This is a genomic window from Gangjinia marincola (assembly GCF_039523415.1).
In the GTDB taxonomy this organism is placed as follows: domain Bacteria; phylum Bacteroidota; class Bacteroidia; order Flavobacteriales; family Flavobacteriaceae; genus Gangjinia; species Gangjinia marincola.
Window position 1 is genome coordinate 38968 of the sequence record NZ_BAAAFG010000013.1, and the last position, 20657, is coordinate 59624.

The following is a 20657-nucleotide window of genomic DNA, read 5'->3' on the forward strand; positions in this document are numbered from 1 at the left end:
AATTATAAATCAGAAATGTTTATTCAAACTAATCACAAGCCAAACCATGAAAGAAAATAGTGTACCCGTAATGGGACTTGAACCTGCCTGCTAGCAGGCAGGCCCACACTTTTAAATGAGTTTGCATTCAAGTAATTTTAATTTTTCTTTACCACTACCAGATTTCCAGTATTTCTCTCTGATTCTAGCATTCTTTCGATCATCAGCATATTCTTTAAAAATTAATTTAAAAGGTGCATAAGGTCGGGTTGTTTTTTCAAGTCCGTTATTATATCTTTTTAAACGTTTATATAGATTACTAGTAAGTCCTACGTAGATACATTTTTTATGAACACTTTAAATTGCGTAGATGGTGGACATAATAAATGTAAAGTTGTACCCGGGATGGGACTTGAACCCACACGCAACTAGTGCACACGGCCCTCAACCGTGCCTGTCTACCAATTTCAGCACCCGGGTAGAAAAGCTTCTGCAAAAGAAAGCAGATAAACTATGTATAGAAAAATAAGTGACCTGGCTGGGGCTCGAACCCAGGACCCTCTCCTTAAAAGGGAGATGCTCTACCAACTGAGCTACCAGGTCTTCCTCTATAAAGGTAATTATTCAAAAAAAGACGCTTGGTTAAGCCTAAACCAGAATAATAAGAAACCCAATTAAAAAAGTGACTTGGCTGGGGCTCGAACCCAGGACCCTCTCCTTAAAAGGGAGATGCTCTACCAACTGAGCTACCAAGTCATAAACAAGCGTTTTCTAACGCGGGTGCAAATATACTATCATATATTTATTTTTCAAGAACAAAAAGACATAATTTTACACGAGTATTTTTTGTATTAAAACAATAAGCAAGTATTATTATGAAAGTAGTATTGATGGGATATATGGGATCTGGGAAATCAGTTATTGGTAGAAAATTAGCAAATACTATAGCATATAAATACGCAGATTTAGATGAATACATTGAAAAGGGAGAAGGGCAGAACATAGTAGAAATATTCACTAATCATTCTGAAATTTACTTTAGGAAGATTGAGAACGCTTATCTTAAAAAACTACTTGACACCGATGGCAATTTTGTTATTAGTTTAGGTGGTGGAACACCATGTTATTCAAATAACATCAACTTAATTAAAGATGCTAGCAATACAAGCTTAATTTATTTGGAAACATCTATTGATACACTTACAAATCGTCTTTTTTCCGAAATAAATAGAAGACCCTTAATTTCTCATTTGACAAATAAAATTGCTTTAAATGATTTTATTCGGAAGCATTTATTTGAACGTTCCTATTATTATAATCAGGCAGATTACAAAATCTCAACAGATCATAAATCAATAAAAATGTTAGCCGAGGAGATTAGGAAAGTCTTATTTTAAAACAACTTTGTTAACCTTATCAAATGTTACTTTCACAGTTTCATGCAATGAGGTAGATAATGAAATTCCCTTATAATCTGCCTTAACCGGAAACCTTTTATGACTTCTATCCACTAACACAGCGGTCTGGAACTTCTTTAATGGAACGTTTAAAAAAAACTTGATCCCATAAATCAGTGTTGCGCCAGAGTTCAATACATCATCTACTAAAATGACTGATTTATTTGTATAGCGCTCTTGAGCAATCGATACCTTTACTTCATCTAACGGATTTCTTTTATTCACAGAAACGTTACAAGAAGTTATCGTAATAGGTGATATTCTTTTAAGCTCTTCGCATAACTTCTCAGAGAGAGTAAAACCACTTTTATCTATTCCGGCGAGAATGATTTCTTGTTCGTCAATGTTATTTTCATAGATCTGGTAAGCCATACGCCGTATGGTATTATCTATCTGTTGATGATCCATGATAAGATTTGTTGGTAGTGCTGTCATTGTTACTCTTCTTCAGTATTAATAAACCAATCATCTAATTCACGTCTGTCTTTTTTAGTTGGACGTCCTTCTCCTTTTTTTCTATAATAATCCTGGGCATTTTTTATCATATCTTGTTGTTCAAATGCCTCTTTAGGGGTAAGGTCTACCATATATAAACCTACAAGTTTAGCCCCAACGCGTGAAGGAGGATGATTAATAACCTCAAAAATATAATTAATTTGGTTCTTTCTTACTTCAATTTTATCTAAAGGATATACCTCTCTAGAAGCTTTTATAGGCTCATCATTGACTTTAACGCTATTCGTTTTACACGCTTTTGTAGCCAGGCTCCTTGTCTTAAAAACTCGTACGCACCATAAATACTTATCTATCCTCATACGTTAACTTATTTACTAGCGTTATTTTAAGGGCTAAAATACAAGATTTTGTATCTTGCGCCGTCTTAAAATAAAGCAATGAAAAACATTATAAAAGGTATTATTTATTTTACCATACTTTCGGTAGGCATAGTATCCTGTGGAGGAGATGACGATGACGGTATTACAACCGTTCCACCCAGGGATAGAGCAGAAGTTGAAGAAGAAAACAGAGATAGTTTAATGTCGTATCTGGAAAATCACTTTTATACTGTTGTCGAAAACGATTTAAATCCAAATCTATTGTCAATACGATTTGACTCTATTACCGATTATAATGAGGACTTTAGAACACCAATCGCTAGTCTTTTAGATTTAGAAGAAGGAATCTATCCTCGTTTAGAAGAAAATACGTTTAGTTTTGAAACAGAGGAAGAAACGATTGAATATCTGTATTATGTGCTTAAGCTCGAGCCAGGTGCAAATACTCAAGTAGGCAATCCGACCTTTGCCGATTCTACTTTTTTATCTTATCGCGGTATTTTCACTAGATCAACTAACAATACTGATGATGTTGATTTTGATGGAATTCCTAATGAGGCAGATGTAGATTATGACGGTGATGATGACGATGAAGATCCTGATAACCCTCAGGATGAGGATGAGGATGGTATAAACGATGATGCAGATGCTGATGATGATGGTGTACCTGGAACAGATGATGGTAAGCTAGATGAAGATAATGATGGCATCATTGATAGTTTTGACAATAGTTTTTACGACAATAGCCGTGTGTTCGATCAATCGCCGTTACCATTATGGCAAAACGGAGTTCTAAGTTTTTCTTCTACTGGGCAACCGGGTGGATCTCTTATTACTGGTTACAGAGAAGGTTTGACAGAATTTAGTGGCGCATCTTCATTTATGATGGAAGATGATGGAACATTTAGCTTTTCTGGCGATTACGGTATAGGTGCAATCTTCATACCTTCTGGGCTTGCCTATTTTGCTAATCCTCCCAGTGGAATTCCATTATATGAACCCTTAATATTTAGTGTTCAGGTCCTGCTAGTACAAGAAGCAGACCATGATAACGATGGTATTCCTTCTTATTTAGAAGATCTGGATGAGGATAGATTTGTTATAGATGATGATACAGATGAAAACACTGCTCCTAACTTCTTTGACGCAGACGACGATGGTGATGGTGTATTAACACGGGATGAAATCACAATTGCAGAAAATGCGATGGACGATGGAAGGGTTACCTTGGATGAAATTGAATTTTACGAAAATGCCGATGGTCTGCCAGCTTATCTCGATCCAGATGTGACTGAAGATCGCAGTGATACCGATGAAGATTAATCACACTCGTTAAATTAATAACGCCCGCTTTTCTAAAGCAGGCGTTTTTTGTTTTGGACATATAGAAATTTTAATCATTTCCTCCCAAGCTGTACGATAAGCTTAATATCCATTGTGATGGTCTGTTATCTAAGGTAAATGAAGTATTTTCAGCTGCATCAACAGCGACCGATTCATTTTCAAAGAAATTTCCTTCGTATCTAACGTCCACTCCCAATCTGCCTAAAGTCAGACCTAAACCGGCCTGATAGCCCACTGTTATGTCGTTTTCAACTTCTCCTATTTCGATGGAATCTAGATCATCGTTACTAAATATATATTGAAAGCTGGGTCCAAGTTTGATGTTTAAAGGTCCTATCAACTCAATTCCCGCTAAAATTGGCAGATCAAGTTTATTTATGGAGTAGTCACCCAGCTCATACTCACTATTTAAGCGCGTGTAAACCAGTTCTGGCTGGATGAAAATACCGATCACTTCAAACTTAGAATACAATCCTAAATGAAATCCCACTTTATTATCAGCCGTTTCATCAATATCTATTCCAGCAAGTGATCCCTCAAGATCATCGGTTGATCCGTAATTAAGACCTCCCTTTACTCCATACTCAAAGGATTGGGCATGCAAATTCAGGCCGGTAACTAGTAATACCAGTAGAATAATTCGTGTTGTTTTCATGATGTTTGTTTTGTTTTCAAAACGCAAATCTTCTTGCTTTATTGGATTGCATAAAAAAACCTTTAGCTAAGACTAAAGGTTTATTGCACTTCATAATGCTATGCTAAAACTACTTCCTGGCTACAACTTTTCTAGCTTTACTTACAATGGCCTCTGCATTTAAACCGTATTTATCCATGAGTTGAGCTGGAGTTCCGCTTTCGCCGAAGGTATCATTGGTAGCGACAAATTCTTGCGGAGTAGGATAATGAAGTGCCAGTGTTCTGGCTACACTTTCTCCTAGTCCCCCTAAAAAGTTATGCTCCTCTGCCGTAACCACACAACCCGTTTTCTTAGCCGAAGCAACCACTGCCTCTTCATCCAGGGGTTTTATGGTATGAATATTAATTACTTCGGCTGAGATTCCTTTATCATGTAGTATTTTTGCAGCTTCTAATGCTTCCCATACCAAATGGCCAGTGGCAATGATAGTAACATCACTGCCCTCAATCAAGTGCACAGCTTTACCGAGTTCAAATGTGCCGTTTTCTGGCGTAAAATTAGGAACTTTTGGGCGTCCAAATCTCAAATATACTGGACCTTCATGAGCAGCGATTGCAAGCGTCGCAGCTTTAGTTTGGTTAAAGTCACATGTATTAATAACGGTCATTCCAGGTAACATTTTCATCAGACCTATATCTTCTAAAATTTGGTGGGTGGCGCCATCTTCACCCAAGGTAATTCCTGCATGCGAAGCGCATATTTTCACATTTTTACCAGAATAAGCAACACTTTGTCTTATTTGATCGTACACTCTTCCGGTTGAGAAATTAGCAAACGTTCCTGTAAACGGTACTTTACCGCCTATCGTTAGACCGGCAGCTATTCCTATCATATTCGCTTCGGCTATACCTACCTGAAAAAATCGCTCAGGGTGATTTGCTTTGAATTCGTCCATTTTTAATGATCCGGTAAGATCTGCACATAATGCAACGACGTTATCATTTTCTTTACCAAGTTGTGTAAGACCTGCTCCAAAACCTGAACGTGTATCCTTATTTCCTGTGTTTGTGTATGTTTTCATAGTCATTTTCCGCGAAAGCGGTAATCTTTTGAAGTTATATGCCTGTATAGAAGTAACTACTTATATTAAATGATATTTAGTGTTCTTCTCCAAAGGAGAGGAGCACTGGTACTTTAATTAGTATTTTTTTCCTCTCCTTTTGGGAAGTTAGGTGGGGAATTAATAATCCCCTAAAGTCTCAGGATTCTGCGCTAAGGCAGTTTCTAACTGATCATCATTTGGTGCTTTACCGTGCCACGCATGGGTATGCATCATAAAATCAACACCGTTACCCATCACCGTATGTAACAACATGCAAACGGGTTTGCCTTGACCTGTCATTGACTTTGCTTTTTGCAGTCCTTTTCTTATCGCATCTATATCGTTGCCATTTTCTACATCAATAACGTGCCAGCCAAAGGCCTCAAATTTAGCTCTTAATGAACCCATTGGCAGTACGTCTTTTAAGCTGCCATCAATTTGTTGCCCATTATAATCTATAGTTGCAATTAGATTGTCAATATTGTTCCCGGCGGCATACATGATCGCTTCCCAGTTTTGACCTTCCTGTAATTCTCCATCACCGTGTAAGGTATAAATAAGATGATCATCTTGATTGAGTTTTTTAGCTTCGGCAGCACCTATAGCGACAGACATTCCCTGGCCTAGCGATCCTGATGCAATTCTAACACCTGGTAATCCTTCATGCGTAGTGGGATGTCCTTGAAGTCGCGAATCAATAAGCCTAAAGGTATTAAGTTCGTCTATGGGAAAAAATCCGCTTCGTGCCAGGACACTATAGTATACCGGCGAAATATGACCATTTGATAAAAAGAAGAGGTCTTCGCCCTCCCCATTCATTTTAAAATCAGATTTATAGCGCAGAACTTCTTGATATAAAACTGAAAAAAATTCGGCGCAACCCAAAGATCCACCAGGGTGACCAGAATTAACCTTATGTACCTGGCGCAGGATATCTCTACGAACTTGTTGGACAAAATCAGGTAAAGAAGAATGTGATGACATGTGTTGTGTTGTTTTATGCGATGCAAAAATACTTTTTTAAGCCCGTGAGGCAAATTAAGGTCTGATTCACTTATTAACGATTTTGAGATTTTACCAACATTTTAAATTCAAAATGTCGCTGGGTGAAATTGTAAGCACAAATTCATTAGACGAATAAACTCTAAAGAGAATTCTCTTTACTAGAGAGGATAAAGTATCTTTGCGCACTTTTTAAAGCGAGTAAATGACTTTTGATTTATTGCATACTGATCCCGAAACTCAGGCCAGAGCAGGTAAAATACAAACTGATCACGGTAGTATTGAAACACCTATTTTCATGCCGGTGGGCACGCAGGCAACAGTAAAAGCAGTCCATCAAAGAGAATTACGTGAAGACATTAATCCTGATATCATTCTAGGAAATACGTATCACCTTTATCTTAGACCTCATACAGATATTCTCAAAAAAGCCGGGGGAATTCATAAATTCATGAATTGGGATCGAAATATTCTTACCGATAGTGGTGGATATCAGGTATACTCACTTGCTAATAATCGAAAAATAACCGAGGAAGGTGTAAAATTCAAATCTCACATTGATGGATCTATGCATTGGTTTACGCCCGAAACAGTCATGCAAATTGAGCGGGATATTGGCGCAGATATTATTATGGCGTTTGATGAATGTACACCTTATCCATGTGACTACGGTTATGCGAAGGACTCAATGCATATGACGCATCGATGGTTGGATCGATGTATGAATGCGCTTAAAGAAATGCCATATACTTATGATTACAGTCAAAGCTTCTTTCCTATTATTCAGGGGAGTACGTATAAGGATTTAAGAAAACAGTCAGCAGAATACATTGCAGGAGTTAATGCAGATGGAAATGCTATTGGTGGATTATCAGTAGGAGAGCCGGCAGAGGAGATGTATGCCATGACTGAAGTTGTTACTGCCGTTCTGCCACATGAAAAACCGCGTTATCTCATGGGTGTTGGTACACCAATAAATATTCTTGAAAACATAGCCTTAGGGATTGACATGTTTGATTGCGTTATGCCTACTCGAAATGCCCGCAACGGGATGCTCTTTACTGCGCATGGCACCATAAATATCAAAAACAAAAAGTGGGAAGATGATTTTTCTGCAATTGATGAGGCTAACTATACCTGGGTGGATACTGAATATTCTAAAGCTTATTTGAAACACTTATTTAAGGTAAATGAATTTTTAGGCAGGCAAATTGCAACTATTCATAATTTGGGCTTTTATCTATGGTTGGTAAGAGAAGCCAGAAAACATATCTTAGCGGGAGATTTTAAATCCTGGAAGAATATGATGGTCAAACAAATGGATAAAAGGTTATAATAAATATTCCCCTACATTGTAAATGACCTGCAATTATAAAAGTTTACCGCTTTCGCGGAAAATGTTATGAAGATTTTAGATTGGTACATACTCAAGCGATATCTGGGCACGTTTTTACTCATGTTGGCATTATTTGTACCCATTGGTATCACAGTAAATCTTGCAGAAAAAATAGGTAAGATTCTAGCCAATGATGTACCGATTATGGAAGTGGTTAAGTACTATGGTAACTTTACCATCTATTTTGCGAATTTACTATTTCCGATATTTTTATTTCTATCGGTGATTTGGTTTACGTCTAAACTGGCGAATAATACAGAAATCATTGCTTTCTTAAGTAGCGGAGTTTCCTTTTCACGTTTTTTACGCCCCTATTTGGTTGGAGCCACCTTGGTTTGTTTTGCAGCTCTGGCGTTGAGTCTTTTTTTGGCACCGTCTGCCAGTAAGGGCTTCAATGAATTTAAATATGCGTATTTAAAAAAACGTTCTAAAACACAAGAAACAAGTAATGTGTATCGGCAAATCAATGATGACGAATTTGTATACGCAAGTAATTTTTTACCTAAGTCCAAGTCTGCGCGTAATTTTATGTTAGAACATTTTGAGAATAATGAATTAAAATTTAAAATTACGGCATCGCGGCTTCAATACAATGATAAAGATAGTACGTATACCTTAACGAATTATGATAAACGTATAATCGGTCAAGCCGAAGATATATTAGTAAGCAAGTCAAAGTTCGATACCATTTTGCCCTTTGAGATAGAGACCTTAACTCCTTTGTCTTATGTCGCCGAAACATTAAATTACTTTGAATTGAGAGATTTCATAGCCGAAGAAGAGCGACTGGGATCGGCCAATATTAATACGTATAAAGTAGAAGCCTACAAACGTTTGAGTATACCGGTTTCTGCTTTTATCTTAACCATCATTGCTGTAGCGGTTTCAGCAATGAAGCGCAGGGGTGGGATGGGAGTAAATCTGGCTATCGGTATTGCCATCGCATTTTCATACGTATTTCTAGATAAGGTATTTGGCACAATTGCTCAAAAATCAGATTTTTCTCCTCTGCTGGCCGTGTGGATACCTAACCTGTTCTTTGGCGTGCTTGCATTTTATCTATTGAGAAATGCCAAGCGATAAATTTAAGAGTTACCTTCATTTTCACTTCATTGTTTTTATATGGGGTTTTACGGCTATATTGGGAGCTTTGATAAGTATAGATGCGATCCCGTTAGTATGGTATCGTATGCTACTCGCCAGTTTCTTTATTCTGGGCTGGATTGTTTTTAAACGAAAACAATTAAAAATTTCGCCGCAAAATATTAAGGTACTTGCTGTTGCGGGTATAGTGATTGCAGTTCATTGGCTTACATTCTTTGGAGCGATTAAAGCCAGTAATGTGTCCATTACCTTAGCGTTGATGTCAACAGGCGCTTTTTTCACTTCTATCCTGGAACCTATTTTCTATAAGCGAAAGTTGATTTGGTATGAACTCGTCTTTGGAACAATTGTCATCATAGGATTATACATCATCTTTAAAGTAGAAACCGAATATTTGTTGGGAATAGGTTTAGCCTTATGTTCAGCGTTTTTATCTGCTATTTTTACTCTAATTAACGGTAAGATGGTGAGTAAGGCAGATTCTGCGGTAATCTCATTTTACGAATTAGGTTTTGGAGTAGTAGGGATATCACTGTATTTGCTCATTATGACCTTTGTTGCAGAAGGCTCTGGATTTACGGCTGATTTTTTTGTTCTTTCCTCAATGGATTGGGTATATATTGGAGTGTTAGCTTCGGTTTGTACAGCATATGCTTTTATAGCTTCGGTTATGGTAATGAGACACCTTTCTCCTTATACTATTATGCTGACGATAAATCTTGAGCCGGTGTATGGGATTATTTTAGCTTACTTTATTTTCGGGAACAAAGAAAAAATGAGTACAGAATTTTACCTGGGTGCTGTTGTGATTGTGAGCACTGTTATTTTAAATGGAATTCTCAAAAACCGTAAAAAATTACAACAATCTGCTCATTAAAACAGGACTTAAATAGTATATTTGTTTATACCAACAACTAAATTAAAGCCCATAATTTTATGGAGTATCTAGAATTTGAACTACCCATTAAGGAGCTAGAAGAACAGCTTGAAAAAGCGAGTAAAATAGGCGAAGAAAGTGATGTAGATGTAACGGCTACGTGTAAACAAATTGAAACCAAGTTAAAGGAGACAAAGCGGGATATTTATAAGAACCTTACAGCCTGGCAGCGGGTTCAAATGTCACGTCATCCTGATCGACCATATACCCTGGATTACATCAATGCAATTTGTGGAGATTCTTTTTTAGAGCTTCACGGGGATAGAAGTTTTGGAGATGACAAAGCAATGATTGGTGGATTAGGAAAGATAGGGGATCAAAGTTTTATGGTTATTGGTACCCAAAAAGGAGTAAATACTAAAATGCGCCAGTACCGCAATTTTGGAATGGCGAGTCCCGAAGGATATAGAAAAGCCTTGCGCTTAATGAAAAGTGCAGAAAAATTTGGGCTGCCGGTAGTAACGTTAATTGATACCCCGGGTGCTTTCCCGGGATTAGAAGCCGAGGAGCGTGGGCAAGGTGAAGCGATCGCGAGAAATATTTTTGAGATGACTAAACTCATGGTGCCGATAATAGTGGTTATCATCGGTGAAGGAGCTAGCGGCGGAGCTTTAGGAATTGGTGTAGGAGATCGAGTACTCATGTTAGAAAATACCTGGTATTCTGTGATCTCACCAGAATCATGTTCATCTATTTTATGGAGAAGTTGGGAGCATAAAGAAAAAGCTGCAGAAGCCTTAAAACTTACTGCAAAAGACATGAAAAAAATGGGATTGGTGGATATGATTGTAAAAGAACCTGTAGGTGGAGCACATCGTGATCGTGAAAAAACATTTTCTACTGTGCAAAAAGAAATTTTAAAGTCTTTTGAAGAGCTGAAAAACTTATCACCAACAAAATTGGTCAAAGAGCGCATGAATAAATATGACCAAATGGGAGTCTTTAAAGGTTAAAAACCATTTTTCCCTTATCACAAACCGTCTTATCTTTATAAGGTGGTTTTTTTTATACTTATCAACACACTATTTTAAGATATTAACATCACAAATGTTGACAGACGGTGAACTATAGAAGTCATTTAAAATAGGGTAGGTCTTAACGTTTTGTTTACATTCGCACTAATGAAAAAAGTACAGGCTTCAGCACCCTTTAGCTATTCCGGGGGGAACGTAATTGCACTAGAAAAAGGAAAATTGCCTCCACAAGCAACTGATTTAGAAGAAGTTGTGTTAGGTGCAATGATGATTGATAAAAAAGGAGTAGATGAAGTTATCGATATTCTTCATCCAGACGTATTCTACAAAGAATCCCACCAACACATCTATGAAGCTATTTTCAAACTCTTTGAAAACAGTGAGCCGGTGGACTTATTAACGGTTTCACAACAATTGAAGAAGGATGAAAAATTAGATGCAATTGGAGGGGACTTTTATTTGATTCAATTAACTCAAAAGGTGTCGAGTAGTGCACATATCGAGTTTCACGCCCGTATTATTCTTCAAAAATTTATTCAGCGTAGTTTGATCAAAATCTCCAATGAGATCATTGAGGAGGCATACGATGAAACCACCGATGTTTTTGATTTATTGGATACCGCAGAGGCAAAATTATACGAGGTAACTCAAGGGAATATTAAAAAATCTTCTGAAACTGCTCAAAGTCTGGTCATTCAGGCAAAGAAAAAAATTGAGGAAATTTCCAACCAAGAAGGATTAAGTGGGATACCTTCAGGTTTCACACGATTGGATAAATTGACTTCTGGATGGCAGCCTAGTGATTTAGTTATTGTTGCTGCACGTCCTGGTATGGGTAAAACGGCATTTACCTTATCCATGGCACGAAACATGGCTGTAGAACAAAATACGCCTGTGGCCTTTTTCTCGCTTGAGATGTCATCGGTACAGTTGATCACGCGTTTAATTTCATCAGAGACCGGATTATCTTCTGAGAAGCTTAGAACCGGAAACTTAGAAAAACACGAGTGGGAGCAGCTTAATGTGAAAGTGAAAAATTTGGAGAATGCGCCACTTTTTATTGATGACACTCCGTCGCTTTCTATTTTTGATTTAAGAGCCAAGGCAAGACGTTTGGCTTCAAAACATGATATCAAGTTGATTGTAATTGATTACTTGCAATTGATGACCGGTGGTGGCTCTCAAAAGGGAGGTAATCGTGAGCAGGAGATTTCAATGATCTCCCGAAACCTTAAAGCACTCGCAAAAGAATTAAACATACCAGTGATCGCATTATCTCAATTATCACGTGCGGTAGAAACCCGCGGCGGTAGCAAACGCCCTTTATTGAGTGACTTGCGTGAATCTGGAGCCATTGAGCAGGATGCCGATATTGTTTCTTTTATCTACAGACCAGAATATTACAAAATTGAAGAGTGGGATGATGAGGAGCGTACCCCAACCGAAGGTCAAGCAGAATTTATTGTCTCTAAGCATCGTAATGGTGGGTTAGATAACATACGACTAAAATTCATTGGGCATTTAGGAAAATTTGATAATTTAGAAACCTTTGATGCGCCATTCGAGTTTCAGTCTAAATTAAATGCCGCAGCAAACGATGATACCTTCAAACCAGACGTATTCCCAAGTACAGATCAGGCTTTTGGCAGTGGGATGAATGATTTAGAGGAAGATAACGACGTCCCTTTTTAATAGTCTCATTCATGCGTAGGCAGAAATCTTTTATCATTAGCGCGCCCGAGTGTTGCCGAAACTTTAGCGGAAGAATTAGTGAGCAGTATATTAGGTCTACGTTATAAAAGTAAAGAACGTCCTCAACTTAAATTTCACCTCCCTATTTTGTACCTTTATCATATGAAAAAGGTATTTTTATTTCTGTTGGTTATCTTGCTTTCTGCCAATAGCTTCGCATCATACATTTTAATCCCAATGGACGACGAGGGTCAATCAGATCACCTCAAAGCTTATGGAATTACATATTGGTTACTTAACAAACAGCAAAAGGTAAAATGGCTTCTAAATTATCAAGGGGGATCATTTCTAGCACCAGATACTGATGCTTTGCGAAAAGAATGTCAAATCCGCGGAGTCGATTTTGAGGTGTTGAGCAATGCTAAAACCGAAGAAATCCTTAATTTCATTAGCAGCCCCTCACAAAATATGGAAGCTGTAGTACTGGAAAAAGCTCCAAAAATTGCAGTATATTCTCCTCAAGGGAACGCTCCATGGGATGATGCAGTGACCTTGGTGCTGACCTATGCTGAAATCCCTTATACAACCATTTATGACGAAGAAGTGCTCAGTGATCAATTAATTCTTTACGATTGGCTACATCTTCATCATGAAGATTTTACAGGTCAATACGGGAAGTTTTATGGAGCTTATCGCGCCGCACCATGGTATATTGAAGAGAAAAAAAATGCTGAAACCTTAGCGGCTAAATTGGGTTACGATAAAGTAAGCGAATCAAAAAGGGACGTTGCACTCAAGATAAGAGATTATGTGGCTGGTGGCGGATTTATGTTTGCGATGTGTAGTGCTACAGATAGCTTTGATATCGCTCTCGCGGCAAAAGATACTGACATTGCTGAAGCTATGTTTGACGGGGATCCCAGTGAATCCAATTATCAAAATAAACTGGATTATGGGCAGACCTTCGCCTTCACCGATTTCATCTTAGAACGTAAGCCTACCGTTTATGAATTCTCTTCTATAGACATGACGCGTAAACGCAAAATAAATAAAGAAACAGATTACTTTACGTTGATGACTTATTCGGCAAAGTGGGATCCAATTCCTACGATGTTAACACAAAATCATACCACGCTTGTCAAAGGTTTTATGGGACAAACTACATCGTATGACAGGGACGAAATAAAACCAACTGTATTGATTATGGGGGAGAATAAACGCAATGGTGAAGCACGTTATATTCATGGAATCAAAGGAAAAGGATTTTTCACCTTTTATGGCGGTCACGATCCTGAAGATTATCAACACAGAGTAGGTGATCCAAAAACAGAATTATCCTTACACCCCACTTCACCGGGGTATCGGCTTATTTTAAATAATGTACTCTTTCCTGCTGCAAAAAAGAAAAAGCAAAAAACTTAATTAGAAATCGTGAAGTAATCGCTTTGTTTTTATGCTTCGAATAATCAAAAACAGTAAAAATCCAAGTGGTCCCATCATAAATGTAAAGACTAAACAAAGAGTAAGGAGTATTCTATTTAGTTTTATTTTTTCAGCTTGACTGGTAATATAAATTCCGGCTAACAGATCGAATGCCAAATAGTGTATCCATCCAATAACAACAGTATCTTGATTACCAAATAGAGCAACTAAGCCTTTAACGGTAGAAAATTGGTCCATCGTCCCAGGATCAAAATACGATATCATTAAAGTGGTATATAAGATGGATAGCCCAAAAATAACAAGAGAAAGTAATACTTTTTTACTCCATTTGCGATAGGGAAATATCGCAAGTAAAAGCCAACTACTCAGTGCTACAATATTGACTGTCGTAAAAATTTCTTCCATTTAAGAAAGATACGAATTAGTCAATAACCAAATTGAGGGAGATCACTTCAAGTGAAATCGTACTGTTCGTATTTCCACCTCCTTGATATCGTTCTGCCCAGGTTTCAATATAATCGCCGGGAGCCAGCTCTATCGATCCAACTACGGGGATGGTAATGTCATTTCCTGTTCCTGTAGTAAGAACGTAAGATTTGGTATCTTCTAAAAGTATTGGCTCAACTGCTTCATCATCGCCTTTGGCCACGTAAAACGCCCAGATCACATTATTGGTAGAAGCAAAAAAGGATACCGCGTAGGTTACTCTAAAAAATCGTGTTACGTCTCCTGTATACTGTAATCGATTATCTGCGGTAGAAACAAAATCCCTTAGGTCACTTGCTGTAGTAGTAATATCCAGTTTTTTTATTACTGGTGATCCGGTATTTACCGTGGTACCGGTAAATGTGGTGGGTTGCCCGCTGGTAGGAGTGGGTGCATTGTAATTGAGCGATCCTCTGGATCCACGTTCTGCATTACTTAAAATTGTACTCCATTTTGGATCTTGCGGAGTTCCAAAGTTAAATTGTAATCCTAACTCATCAGTATTAAAAATGATAAGGTAGGTTGCCGGTAGTGTTATAGCGTCACGTTGTGCTGTCGTTAATCGGGGAATCAAAATTCCTTTATCTGTCGCTTCAACATCCAGCATACTGGATTGATCTGGATCAGCGGTATTAATACCAACTTGAGCACGAAAACATAGACAAGAAAAAAATAATACGGTAAAAAGAATTTTTTTAGTCAAATCGTTCTATTTTAGGTTGTAAATGTAAGCTATTGAAAAATTATAGAATATTAATTAATATAACGTCTTTCTTTAACGATATATACGATAATTATACCAAAATAGTTTTCGACAAAAAAAATGAAATTAAATAAACCTTTTTTTGACATTATTATTATTGGCGGAGGTATCGTTGGGTTAGCATCAGCGTATAAAATTCAGTCAAAATGGCCGTATTTAAACTTACTTATTCTTGAGAAAGAGGCACATGCAGGGGTTCACCAAACAGGGCATAATAGCGGAGTTTTGCACTCTGGAGTTTATTATAAACCCGGTTCTTCTAAAGCATTAAACTGTAGGGATGGTCTCAAACAGATGATCGCTTTCGCGGAGGAAAACGAAATTCCTTATGATATCTGCGGAAAGATAATAGTAGCGACTCAAGTATCTGAGCTTTCGCAATTGGATGATATTCTTGAAACCGGAAAACAAAATGGTCTAAAAAACGTACGGAAGATAACCGCAGAAGAGATTCAAGAAATAGAACCTTATTGTGAAGGTGTTGCCGGAATATTTGTAGGTGACTCTGGTATCATTGACTACCAGACAGTGGCAAAGACACTCGCTAAGAAAATAACATCTATTAATCCAACCAGTCAAATTAGGTTTAATCAGGAGGTGATTAGCATAAAGGAAAGTAAAAACGGTCATATTTTAAAAACAGCTTCGGCTTTATTTAAAACAAAATATATGGTATTTTGTGGTGGTTTGTTTTCTGATCGGCTGGCCAAGAAGCAAGGAATAAAAACAACAGATCGTATCGTTGGATTTAGGGGGGATTACTATGAATTAACTCCGCAAGCACAACATAAAGTAAAGCATCTCATCTATCCTGTACCCAATCCTCAATTTCCTTTTTTAGGGGTCCATTTTACCAGAATGATTAATGGCGGAATCGAATGCGGTCCTAATGCAGTATTTACATTTAAACGAGAAGGGTATCGTAGAACATCTTTTAATCTAAAAGATACCTATGAATCATTAAGTTACAGCGGTACCTGGCGACTTTTTTTTAAGCATTGGCGTTTTGGAATAGAGGAGTACAGGCGGGCTTTTTCTAAGCGTAAATTTCTAAGGACCTTACAAGGTTTGATACCCTCGCTTACTTTGAACGATATTCAACCCGCCCGAAGTGGTGTTAGAGCAGTATTGTTAAATGAAGCTGGAGATACTCGCACTGATTTTAAAATCGAATTTGGAAAAGATAGTATACATATATTAAATGCACCAAGCCCAGCGGCTACCGCATCCCTGGCGATAGGGGATCGGGTCGTAGAGATGGTAGAGGAGAAGTTTAAATTACAATGATAATCTATTCTTGAAAAATGTTATCTACTACGATCTGCATGCCCAGTTGTATAGAGGCATGCGTGCTTTCAGCGAGATTTTCATAGGATAAGATGTTATCTGCCGCTAGGTACATATTAAAATTACCCAAGTTCATAGAAAATAATGCTCCAAGATTAGTAGCTGAAAATGAATTAACGGTATAAGTGAATCGTGTGGACAACAGTTTCCCCCATTCTTTATCTAAATAGACGGTAGTTGCTGCCTGTATTCCTTTAGGTCGTTTTATTGCGTATGCCTGTAGTCCAATATAGTTCTTAAACTTTTTAGTTTTAGTTTGCGTGCAGTCGCAAAAATCAGGTCGTTTACTACCAAAACCATAGCTTCCTGTAGCATTAAATTTCACAGGTCTCCAAGTGACGTATGTATCTTCCAGTTCATCTTGAAAGGGGACATCTTCTTCAAAACTACTTTCTAGGTTTTCCCAGTAATCAGTAGGTTCGACACCGTCTAATAATGAGGGGAATTGGAATTCGATACCGTCAAAAGTATAATCTCCTGAAAGCCGATAATTTCTTATATCATTTAAATGCGCTACAAATCCTATATCCAGCAAACTTGCAGAAACAGCTAATCGATTAGTTACAAAATAAGTTGCTCCCAGATCAATTCCAACACCTAAGTTTCTACTTAAAAAAGCTCTGGTTAAGGTCTGGGTAGTCCTGTTAGTGCTTTCCTCGGTGAGTGAATAAATCCCAGAAGTATTTACGGCAACATCTGCATTATTGATTTCGTGTCTATAGAAGTTGGGTCCATCAGGTGTGGTGCGCGTAATGAATGTACCCTCATTACCTGTACTGTTGAGGTTGGCAATGCTAGAGTATAACTTTGCCCGTCCGCCAATCTGTAGGTCTGGTTTGATTTTTTTATTGATCCCAACGTGATATATCGTTAAGAGTTCTGCCGCTGTAGATAGGTGTGATAAATCAAATGGAACATCAATATAATTTGCGTTTCCTTCATAGGCTAAAAGAGCTAGATCCTTCGGAAAATAGCTCATGACATCTAATTCTTGGTAGACTCCTGCAGAATAATAATTTCCACTGTCAGTTCCTCGCCAACCAAATGATATCGCTTCTAATTGCTGATTGAGTGAGAAAAAATCCCGATCAGAAAGAGTGAAAATAGCATCTCTTACGCGCTGATTGATATCTCCACCTTCTTGAAAAATATCGTATACACTTAATTCTGAAGAACCCCCGGTGATCGAAAATCCTGATAAAAAAGGAATTCCTATATGTTTATCAAATTCTACAGCAGCTCCCGGATTGAGCATTAGGGACTGTGGCAGATCACGTTTGTCTAAAAACTGAGGTTTATGTTGCCCAAAAAACAGTTGGGTAAAAAAAATACAACTAAATAAAAGATACCTACTCATTAAAAACTAGATAATAAGTGGCTTTGCTTTGTAAGGCTATTGCACCTAAAACCGGCGCACCATTTTCATTCAATTGTAAAGAAATAGCTAATTGATTTGAATTGTTGAGAAGAAGTATATCTTCTTGTGTTAGCGTTTGAGTTATTATTGTAGATTCTGTATTTCCTTGCGAACTTGCTACTTCAATAGGAATAGTATATTGAGGATCATTTGATTCGTTTAAAAAAACTGCTTCCCCGCTAAAAGATTGGTTAAACGAATTCTCAAATTCAAAGACTAGATCAACTCGAATGAGATTATCGCGTATAAAAGAATCGTCTAAAAATTCCAATCTCGTTGTATCTTGAATAGCGCTAAAGACTGTTCCTGTGTCTTGATCCAGCAGATCAGTTTCATCAAGATTAAAAAAAATAAGATCTAATTCTACAACTGGGGATAGTACAATATCTTCTGTTTGATTTAAATCAATATCCTCAACGCAGCTTACACATAAGATCGTAATTAGACAAAAGTAGCTGTAAATCGTGTTGAGTTTCATTTATTTTAAAACGGTTTTAGCGCTTTTATATTGCTGTTACTATGCTTAATCACTGATTTGAAAGCACCTTAAATCCCCAGGGCTTTATTTCCATAGGACGCTGTGTTGAAATTGTATCGTTTCGATGCTCAAAAATATTAGTATACACTCCTTGAATTGATTTATTTTTTAAAATTACATTGACTTTTGAATCACTAAGGTTTACCAATGTAATCACGGTATCACTCTCCATTTCCCGATAAAATGATACAATCTTATCCATTTTATCATTTTTAATACGTTTCATAACTCCGCCGTACTTACCATTCCACAGGGCTTTATGTTGATGTTTGAGCGCAAATAGTTTAGTGTATAATTCGCCTACAGGATGATCTTGCCATATAATGGGGTCTTTATCAAAAAACTTGAGCGATCGATCTAAGCCTGCCTCCTGACCGCTATACACCAATGGCATTCCTTCTAGAGTTGCGGTGAGTACTATAGCGGCTTCTATACCTTTGCCAAAGTTTTTATACTGGTTGCCTTCCCAGGAGTTTTTATCATGGTTATCGATAAAATTCATACGGTATGCATTGCGCGGCCAAATACTCACATGTTCAGCGATGTATCCTCCCGTTAATCCATCGACCGATTTTCCCTGGGTAGTAATTGCATGCAAGTGGTTCCAAAGTTCCCAGGCGTAGGTCATATCAAATGCGCGTTTGTGCAAGTCACGGTCTTCAGCTTCGGCCAACATAAAAACAGGTTTTATCTTATCCAATTCTTTACGGGCGTTTTCCCAAAATTCAATAGGCACAAAACTAGCAATATCACAACGATACCCATCGATATTTGTTTCTTTTACCCAATAGGCGAGTGCATCAGTCATGTATTGGCGTAATGCCGGTTGACTGTAGTCAAAATCGATGATGTCATCGTAATCCCGCCATGGAGTGGATTGAAAGTTATTTTCGTCATTTTTGAGATACCAATCAGGATGTTGTTTAACCAGCTCATTATCCCAAGCCGTATGATTGGCAACCCAATCTATGATTACATACATGCCCATGTCGTGAATGGTACTGACCAGTTGTTTAAAATCAGCCATGGTGCCAAATTCTTCATTTACGCCGTAGTAGTCTTTTACCGAGTAGTAACTCCCCATGGAACCCTTTCGGTTTTTTACCCCTATGGGATGGATAGGCATAAGCCAAATGATATCGACCCCCATTTTTTTAAGACGCGGCAAGTGTTCCGCGAAAGCTTTAAAGGTACCTTGCGGAGTATACTGCCTGATGTTGACCTCATAAATCGTGGCGTTCTTAGTCCATATAGGGTGTGTAATTTCTACATATTCCTTGGGCTGATGTTGATCCAAATTGTCTTTTTGAGTGGTTGTTTTCTTTGAAGAGTCGTTTTCATTAGTACATGAGACTAGAAGTAACGCACAAAAACAGACATTAAAGGTGTAGCGAAAATGATACATGAATAATTTTTGTACAAGATAATAAAGCTTAATAAAAAAACTCCCCACGTTGCCGAGAGGAGTTTTATAGTGCGATAATAAGTTATATTTATTTTACCTTATCTACAATTGCTTTGAACGCTTCAGGGTGGTTCATGGCTAAATCTGCTAACACCTTACGGTTTAGTTCGATATTATTCGCTTTTACCTTGCCCATAAATTGTGAGTAAGACATCCCGTGTTGTCTGGCACCTGCATTGATACGGGTAATCCATAGTGCACGAAAAGTTCTCTTTTTATTTCTTCGGTCTCTATAAGCATAACTCATTGCTTTTTCAACCGCGTTTTTGGCTACTGTCCAAACGTTTTTACGACGTCCAAAGTAACCTTTTGCTTGCTTCATTACCTTTTTTCTTCTGGCTCTTGAAGCTACTGCGTTTACTGATCTTGGCATTTCTGTTTAATTGTTTTTGTAGTAGGCGATTTAATATTATGTATCAAATTCTTTATGTGCCTAACTCCAGGGTTAATCATTTAATACTACCGTTAAACAACGATTACTTAAGGCGTAATTGAAGTTTAATGTTGTTTTCGTCTGCTTTATGAACCAACGTGTCATGCGTAAGCATAAGCTTACGTTTCTTTGACTTTTTCGTCAAGATGTGGCTCTTAAAAGCATGCTTTCTTTTGATTTTACCGGTGCCCGTAAGCTTAAAACGCTTTTTAGCACTGGATTTTGTTTTCATCTTTGGCATTTGCTTTTTATTTATCTAATTATCGCTACTATTCTTTTTATGAGTCACTTCGACAAGCTCAGTG

At 37.6% G+C, this 20657-nt stretch carries 21 protein-coding genes, 3 tRNA genes and 1 pseudogene; 9 read left to right on the forward strand and 16 right to left on the reverse strand.

The genetic code is table 11. The annotated features are described in order from the left end of the window. Positions 1-111: 111 nt before the first annotated feature. The 4 genes and pseudogenes from ABD000_RS05915 to ABD000_RS05930 all read right to left on the reverse strand — a co-directional run. Positions 112-321: pseudogene (locus ABD000_RS05915) on the reverse strand (GIY-YIG nuclease family protein); the annotation flags it as partial. A 55-nt stretch (positions 322-376) separates the two neighbouring features. Then, positions 377-459 (reverse strand) — tRNA-Leu (locus ABD000_RS05920). A gap of 50 nt (positions 460-509) precedes the next feature. Beyond that, a tRNA-Lys gene (locus ABD000_RS05925) sits at positions 510-582 on the reverse strand. Between the two features lie 80 nt (positions 583-662). Further along, positions 663-735: transfer RNA gene (locus ABD000_RS05930), tRNA-Lys, on the reverse strand. A gap of 119 nt (positions 736-854) precedes the next feature. Here ABD000_RS05930 and ABD000_RS05935 point away from each other — a divergent pair. Further along, entirely contained in the window at positions 855-1376 is a 522-nt protein-coding gene (locus tag ABD000_RS05935) for a shikimate kinase (RefSeq protein ID WP_343764839.1), read from the forward strand. Here ABD000_RS05935 and ABD000_RS05940 read toward each other — a convergent pair. Both ABD000_RS05940 and ABD000_RS05945 read right to left on the reverse strand, forming a co-directional pair. Continuing rightward, positions 1368-1871: a phosphoribosyltransferase family protein gene (locus ABD000_RS05940; protein ID WP_343764840.1), complete on the reverse strand. Its 504-nt coding sequence runs from the start codon at positions 1869-1871 to the stop codon at positions 1368-1370. The genes ABD000_RS05935 and ABD000_RS05940 overlap by 9 nt on opposite strands. Before the next feature lie 2 nt (positions 1872-1873). After that, positions 1874-2251: an RNA-binding S4 domain-containing protein gene (locus ABD000_RS05945; protein WP_343764841.1), complete on the reverse strand. Its 378-nt coding sequence runs from the start codon at positions 2249-2251 to the stop codon at positions 1874-1876. A 78-nt stretch (positions 2252-2329) separates the two neighbouring features. Between ABD000_RS05945 and ABD000_RS05950 the strand changes: the two genes are divergently transcribed. After that, on the forward strand, positions 2330-3595 hold the full coding sequence (locus ABD000_RS05950; RefSeq protein WP_343764842.1) for an FKBP-type peptidyl-prolyl cis-trans isomerase: 1266 nt from the start codon (positions 2330-2332) through the stop codon (positions 3593-3595). 70 nt (positions 3596-3665) lie between these two features. Here ABD000_RS05950 and ABD000_RS05955 read toward each other — a convergent pair whose 3' ends face one another. The 3 genes from ABD000_RS05955 to ABD000_RS05965 all read right to left on the reverse strand — a co-directional run bounded on the left by ABD000_RS05955 (position 3666) and on the right by ABD000_RS05965 (position 6339). After that, entirely contained in the window at positions 3666-4271 is a 606-nt protein-coding gene (locus ABD000_RS05955) for an outer membrane beta-barrel protein (protein WP_343764843.1), read from the reverse strand. 109 nt (positions 4272-4380) lie between these two features. Continuing rightward, positions 4381-5334 carry a transketolase family protein gene (locus ABD000_RS05960; protein WP_343764844.1) on the reverse strand — a complete coding sequence of 318 codons (954 nt, stop codon included), beginning with the start codon at positions 5332-5334 and terminating at the stop codon, positions 4381-4383. 159 nt (positions 5335-5493) lie between these two features. Next, positions 5494-6339: a transketolase gene (locus ABD000_RS05965; protein ID WP_343764845.1), complete on the reverse strand. Its 846-nt coding sequence runs from the start codon at positions 6337-6339 to the stop codon at positions 5494-5496. Between the two features lie 223 nt (positions 6340-6562). On the opposite strand from ABD000_RS05965, the gene tgt reads away from it, so the two are divergent. From tgt to ABD000_RS05995, 6 genes are all read left to right on the forward strand, one after another. Next, positions 6563-7693: a tRNA guanosine(34) transglycosylase Tgt gene (tgt, locus tag ABD000_RS05970; protein WP_343764846.1), complete on the forward strand. Its 1131-nt coding sequence runs from the start codon at positions 6563-6565 to the stop codon at positions 7691-7693. A gap of 66 nt (positions 7694-7759) precedes the next feature. Beyond that, entirely contained in the window at positions 7760-8836 is a 1077-nt protein-coding gene (locus tag ABD000_RS05975) for an LptF/LptG family permease (RefSeq protein WP_343764847.1), read from the forward strand. After that, complete coding sequence (locus tag ABD000_RS05980; RefSeq protein ID WP_343764848.1) at positions 8823-9734, forward strand: DMT family transporter; 912 nt, start codon at positions 8823-8825, stop codon at positions 9732-9734. The genes ABD000_RS05975 and ABD000_RS05980 overlap by 14 nt, the downstream gene beginning before the upstream one ends. A 59-nt stretch (positions 9735-9793) precedes the next feature. Next, positions 9794-10747, forward strand: a complete 954-nt coding sequence (locus ABD000_RS05985; protein WP_343764849.1) for an acetyl-CoA carboxylase carboxyltransferase subunit alpha — start codon at positions 9794-9796, stop codon at positions 10745-10747. 168 nt (positions 10748-10915) lie between these two features. Next, on the forward strand, positions 10916-12460 hold the full coding sequence (dnaB, locus tag ABD000_RS05990; protein WP_343764850.1) for a replicative DNA helicase: 1545 nt from the start codon (positions 10916-10918) through the stop codon (positions 12458-12460). Positions 12461-12622: 162 nt separating this feature from the next. Further along, positions 12623-13882, forward strand: a complete 1260-nt coding sequence (locus ABD000_RS05995) for an asparagine synthetase B (RefSeq protein ID WP_343764851.1) — start codon at positions 12623-12625, stop codon at positions 13880-13882. Here the strand turns inward: ABD000_RS05995 and ABD000_RS06000 are convergent, their stop codons facing one another. Both ABD000_RS06000 and ABD000_RS06005 read right to left on the reverse strand, forming a co-directional pair. After that, positions 13883-14308 (reverse strand): ABA4-like family protein, encoded by a 426-nt coding sequence (locus ABD000_RS06000; protein ID WP_343764852.1) that lies wholly within the window; start codon positions 14306-14308, stop codon positions 13883-13885. 16 nt (positions 14309-14324) lie between these two features. Continuing rightward, entirely contained in the window at positions 14325-15092 is a 768-nt protein-coding gene (locus tag ABD000_RS06005; RefSeq protein ID WP_343764853.1) for a hypothetical protein, read from the reverse strand. A 120-nt stretch (positions 15093-15212) separates the two neighbouring features. Between ABD000_RS06005 and lhgO the strand changes: the two genes are divergently transcribed. Then, positions 15213-16439 carry an L-2-hydroxyglutarate oxidase gene (lhgO, locus tag ABD000_RS06010; protein WP_343764854.1) on the forward strand — a complete coding sequence of 409 codons (1227 nt, stop codon included), beginning with the start codon at positions 15213-15215 and terminating at the stop codon, positions 16437-16439. 4 nt (positions 16440-16443) lie between these two features. Here lhgO and ABD000_RS06015 read toward each other — a convergent pair whose 3' ends face one another. From ABD000_RS06015 to rpmI, 5 genes are all read right to left on the reverse strand, one after another. Then, positions 16444-17856, reverse strand: a complete 1413-nt coding sequence (locus ABD000_RS06015; RefSeq protein WP_343764855.1) for a DUF5723 family protein — start codon at positions 17854-17856, stop codon at positions 16444-16446. Next, the gene (locus tag ABD000_RS06020; RefSeq protein ID WP_343764857.1) at positions 17849-18394 is read right to left on the reverse strand and encodes a hypothetical protein; all 546 of its coding nucleotides are present in this window, start codon (positions 18392-18394) and stop codon (positions 17849-17851) included. Before ABD000_RS06020 ends, ABD000_RS06015 begins: the two co-directional genes overlap by 8 nt. Positions 18395-18443: 49 nt before the next feature. Then, positions 18444-19859, reverse strand: a complete 1416-nt coding sequence (locus tag ABD000_RS06025; RefSeq protein ID WP_343764858.1) for an alpha-amylase family glycosyl hydrolase — start codon at positions 19857-19859, stop codon at positions 18444-18446. 88 nt (positions 19860-19947) lie between these two features. Further along, positions 19948-20292: a 50S ribosomal protein L20 gene (gene rplT, locus ABD000_RS06030; RefSeq protein WP_343764859.1), complete on the reverse strand. Its 345-nt coding sequence runs from the start codon at positions 20290-20292 to the stop codon at positions 19948-19950. A gap of 103 nt (positions 20293-20395) precedes the next feature. Then, the gene (gene rpmI / locus ABD000_RS06035) at positions 20396-20593 is read right to left on the reverse strand and encodes a 50S ribosomal protein L35 (protein WP_343764860.1); all 198 of its coding nucleotides are present in this window, start codon (positions 20591-20593) and stop codon (positions 20396-20398) included. Positions 20594-20657: the final 64 nt, after the last annotated feature.

Coding starts and splice junctions, on each gene's coding strand:
- ABD000_RS06015 (WP_343764855.1), bottom strand. CDS start 17,856: ATGAGTAGGTATCTTTTATTTAGTTGTATTTTTTTTACCCAACTGTTT.
- ABD000_RS05950 (WP_343764842.1), top strand. CDS start 2,330: ATGAAAAACATTATAAAAGGTATTATTTATTTTACCATACTTTCGGTA.
- ABD000_RS05945 (WP_343764841.1), bottom strand. CDS start 2,251: ATGAGGATAGATAAGTATTTATGGTGCGTACGAGTTTTTAAGACAAGG.
- ABD000_RS05980 (WP_343764848.1), top strand. CDS start 8,823: ATGCCAAGCGATAAATTTAAGAGTTACCTTCATTTTCACTTCATTGTT.
- ABD000_RS05935 (WP_343764839.1), top strand. CDS start 855: ATGAAAGTAGTATTGATGGGATATATGGGATCTGGGAAATCAGTTATT.
- ABD000_RS05960 (WP_343764844.1), bottom strand. CDS start 5,334: ATGAAAACATACACAAACACAGGAAATAAGGATACACGTTCAGGTTTT.
- ABD000_RS06000 (WP_343764852.1), bottom strand. CDS start 14,308: ATGGAAGAAATTTTTACGACAGTCAATATTGTAGCACTGAGTAGTTGG.
- rplT (WP_343764859.1), bottom strand. CDS start 20,292: ATGCCAAGATCAGTAAACGCAGTAGCTTCAAGAGCCAGAAGAAAAAAG.
- ABD000_RS05995 (WP_343764851.1), top strand. CDS start 12,623: ATGAAAAAGGTATTTTTATTTCTGTTGGTTATCTTGCTTTCTGCCAAT.
- ABD000_RS05975 (WP_343764847.1), top strand. CDS start 7,760: ATGAAGATTTTAGATTGGTACATACTCAAGCGATATCTGGGCACGTTT.
- ABD000_RS06025 (WP_343764858.1), bottom strand. CDS start 19,859: ATGTATCATTTTCGCTACACCTTTAATGTCTGTTTTTGTGCGTTACTT.
- dnaB (WP_343764850.1), top strand. CDS start 10,916: ATGAAAAAAGTACAGGCTTCAGCACCCTTTAGCTATTCCGGGGGGAAC.
- rpmI (WP_343764860.1), bottom strand. CDS start 20,593: ATGCCAAAGATGAAAACAAAATCCAGTGCTAAAAAGCGTTTTAAGCTT.
- tgt (WP_343764846.1), top strand. CDS start 6,563: ATGACTTTTGATTTATTGCATACTGATCCCGAAACTCAGGCCAGAGCA.
- ABD000_RS05965 (WP_343764845.1), bottom strand. CDS start 6,339: ATGTCATCACATTCTTCTTTACCTGATTTTGTCCAACAAGTTCGTAGA.
- ABD000_RS06020 (WP_343764857.1), bottom strand. CDS start 18,394: ATGAAACTCAACACGATTTACAGCTACTTTTGTCTAATTACGATCTTA.
- ABD000_RS05985 (WP_343764849.1), top strand. CDS start 9,794: ATGGAGTATCTAGAATTTGAACTACCCATTAAGGAGCTAGAAGAACAG.
- ABD000_RS05940 (WP_343764840.1), bottom strand. CDS start 1,871: ATGACAGCACTACCAACAAATCTTATCATGGATCATCAACAGATAGAT.
- ABD000_RS05955 (WP_343764843.1), bottom strand. CDS start 4,271: ATGAAAACAACACGAATTATTCTACTGGTATTACTAGTTACCGGCCTG.
- lhgO (WP_343764854.1), top strand. CDS start 15,213: ATGAAATTAAATAAACCTTTTTTTGACATTATTATTATTGGCGGAGGT.